Genomic DNA, 3,260 nt, shown 5'->3' with positions numbered 1-3,260 from the left:
TGTGTGTTGTTTCAGATACTGCACAGTGGACGCGTAGCTTCTTTGTGGTAAGTCCTCGGCCTATTAGTACCAGTCACCTACACCCATTACTGGGCTTCCAGTTCTGGCCTATCAACCCGGTGGTCTGCCGGGGGCCTTACCCCCTCGAGGGGGTGAGAAACCTCATCTTGGAACAGGCTTCCCGCTTAGATGCTTTCAGCGGTTATCCCTTCCGAACGTAGCTAACCAGCGGTGCTCCTGGTGGAACAACTGGCACACCAGAGGTTCGTCCGTCCCGGTCCTCTCGTACTAGGGACAGCCTTCCTCAAGTTTCTAACGCGCGCGGCGGATAGAGACCGAACTGTCTCACGACGTTCTAAACCCAGCTCGCGTGCCGCTTTAATGGGCGAACAGCCCAACCCTTGGGACCTACTCCAGCCCCAGGATGCGACGAGCCGACATCGAGGTGCCAAACCATCCCGTCGATATGGACTCTTGGGGAAGATCAGCCTGTTATCCCCGGGGTACCTTTTATCCGTTGAGCGACACCGCTTCCACTTGCCGGTGCCGGATCACTAGTCCCGACTTTCGTCCCTGCTCGACTTGTCAGTCTCACAGTCAAGCTCCCTTGTGCACTTGCACTCGACACCTGATTGCCAACCAGGCTGAGGGAACCTTTGGGCGCCTCCGTTACATTTTGGGAGGCAACCGCCCCAGTTAAACTACCCACCAGGCACTGTCCCTGAACCAGATCATGGTCCGAGGTTAGAGGTCCAATACGATCAGAGTGGTATTTCAACAACGACTCCACACTCACTGGCGTGAGCGCTTCACAGTCTCCCACCTATCCTACACAAACCGAACCGAACACCAATACCAAGCTGTAGTGAAGGTCCCGGGGTCTTTTCGTCCTGCCGCGCGTAACGAGCATCTTTACTCGTAATGCAATTTCGCCGAGTCTATGGTTGAGACAGCTGAGAAGTCGTTACGCCATTCGTGCAGGTCGGAACTTACCCGACAAGGAATTTCGCTACCTTAGGATGGTTATAGTTACCACCGCCGTTTACTGGGGCTTAAATTCTCAGCTTCGCCACCGAAATGGCTAACCGGTCCTCTTAACCTTCCAGCACCGGGCAGGCGTCAGTCCGTATACATCGTCTTACGACTTCGCACGGACCTGTGTTTTTAGTAAACAGTCGCTTCTCACTGGTCTCTGCGGCCCCACCCAGCTCACACTGCAAGAGTGATCACCAGACGAGGCCCCCCTTCTCCCGAAGTTACGGGGGCATTTTGCCGAGTTCCTTAACCATAGTTATCTCGATCGCCTTAGTATTCTCTACCTGACCACCTGTGTCGGTTTGGGGTACGGGCCGTGTGAAAGCTCGCTAGAGGCTTTTCTCGGCAGCATAGGATCACTGAATTCGCCTCATTCGGCTATGCGTCACCTCTCAGGATATGTGTGACCCGGATTTGCCTAGGTCACTCCCTACAGGCTTACACCAGTATTACCACTGACTGGCTCAGCTACCTTCCTGCGTCACCCCATCGCTTGGCTACTACCAGATCAGGTCCCACGCATCCACCACGCACGAACCCGAAGGTCCACACGCGGTTTCAGGGTGGTTAGTATCACTGATTCACCAGGGGCGCGTTCACACGGGTACGGGAATATCAACCCGTTGTCCATCGGCTACGCCTGTCGGCCTCGTCTTAGGTCCCGACTCACCCTGGGCGGATTAACCTGGCCCAGGAACCCTTGGTCATTCGGCGGACGAGTTTCTCACTCGTCTTTCGCTACTCATGCCTGCATTCTCACTCGTGTGGCCTCCACGGCTGGGTCACCCCGCCGCTTCCATGGCCACACGACGCTCCCCTACCCATCCACACCACTGCCCACCCTCCCGCAGGAAAATGGGGGTGCATTGTGTGAATGCCGCAGCTTCGGTGGTGTACTTGAGCCCCGCTACATTGTCGGCGCAGGATCACTTGACCAGTGAGCTATTACGCACTCTTTCAAGGGTGGCTGCTTCTAAGCCAACCTCCTGGTTGTCTTCGCGACCCCACATCCTTTTCCACTTAGTACACGCTTAGGGACCTTAGCTGGCGATCTGGGCTGTTTCCCTCTCGACTACGAACCTTATCGCCCGCAGTCTCACTGCCGCGCTCTCACTCACCGGCATTCGGAGTTTGGCTGATTTCGGTAAGCTTGTGGGCCCCCTAGACCATCCAGTAGCTCTACCTCCGATGAGAAACACGCGACGCTGCACCTAAATGCATTTCGGGGAGAACCAGCTATCACGGAGTTTGATTGGCCTTTCACCCCTACCCACAACTCATCCCCTCAGTTTTCAACCTAAGTGGGTTCGGTCCTCCACGACGTCTTACCGTCGCTTCAACCTGGCCATGGGTAGATCACTCCGCTTCGGGTCTAGAACATGCCACTATGAACGCCCTATTCGGACTCGCTTTCGCTACGGCTACCCCACACGGGTTAACCTCGCGACATGCCACTAACTCGCAGGCTCATTCTTCAAAAGGCACGCCATCACCCCCAACACCGAAGTGTTCGAAGGCTTTGACGGATTGTAAGCGCACGGTTTCAGGTACTATTTCACTCCCCTCCCGGGGTACTTTTCACCTTTCCCTCACGGTACTAGTCCGCTATCGGTCACCAGGGAGTATTCAGGCTTATCGGGTGGTCCCGACAGATTCACACCAGATTTCACGGGCCCGGTGCTACTTGGGTTTCCATCACGACAGTCACAATGTTTTCGTGTACGGGATTCTCACCCTCTACGACAGGCCGTTCCAGACCACTTCCACTAACACCATGATTTCTTACTGTCGGCCAACACGGCAGCATTGACAAGATGAACCCCACAACCCCACGAATGCAACGCCTGCCGGCTATCACACATCCATGGTTTAGCCTCTTCCGCTTTCGCTCGCCACTACTCACGGAATCACTATTGTTTTCTCTTCCTGTGGGTACTGAGATGTTTCACTTCCCCACGTTCCCTCCACACACCCTATATATTCAGATGCGGGTAACACGACATCACTCGTGCTGGGTTTCCCCATTCGGACATCCTCGGATCTCAGCTCGGTTGACAGCTCCCCGAGGCTTATCGCAGCCTCCTACGTCCTTCATCGGCTCCTGGTGCCAAGGCATCCACCGTACGCTCTTCATTACTTACAACAAAGATGCTCGCGTCCACTGTGCAGTTCTCAAACAACACACCCGCCTCGAACTCCGCCAGCACCATGCCCACCACCAAAAG

Annotated in this window: 1 rRNA gene; it reads right to left on the bottom strand. The window is 55.3% G+C overall.

The features are described 5' to 3' along the window. Nucleotides 1-43 precede the first annotated feature (43 nt). Nucleotides 44-3,178 (bottom strand): 23S ribosomal RNA (locus ACH49N_RS38825). Between the last annotated feature and the right edge of the window lie 82 nt (nucleotides 3,179-3,260).

It is taken from the genome of Rhodococcus sp. NPDC019647 (genome assembly GCF_044389235.1).
Classification (GTDB): Bacteria; Actinomycetota; Actinomycetes; order Mycobacteriales; family Mycobacteriaceae; genus Rhodococcus_F; species Rhodococcus_F oxybenzonivorans.
This window is presented reverse-complemented; position numbering and strand designations above follow the sequence as displayed.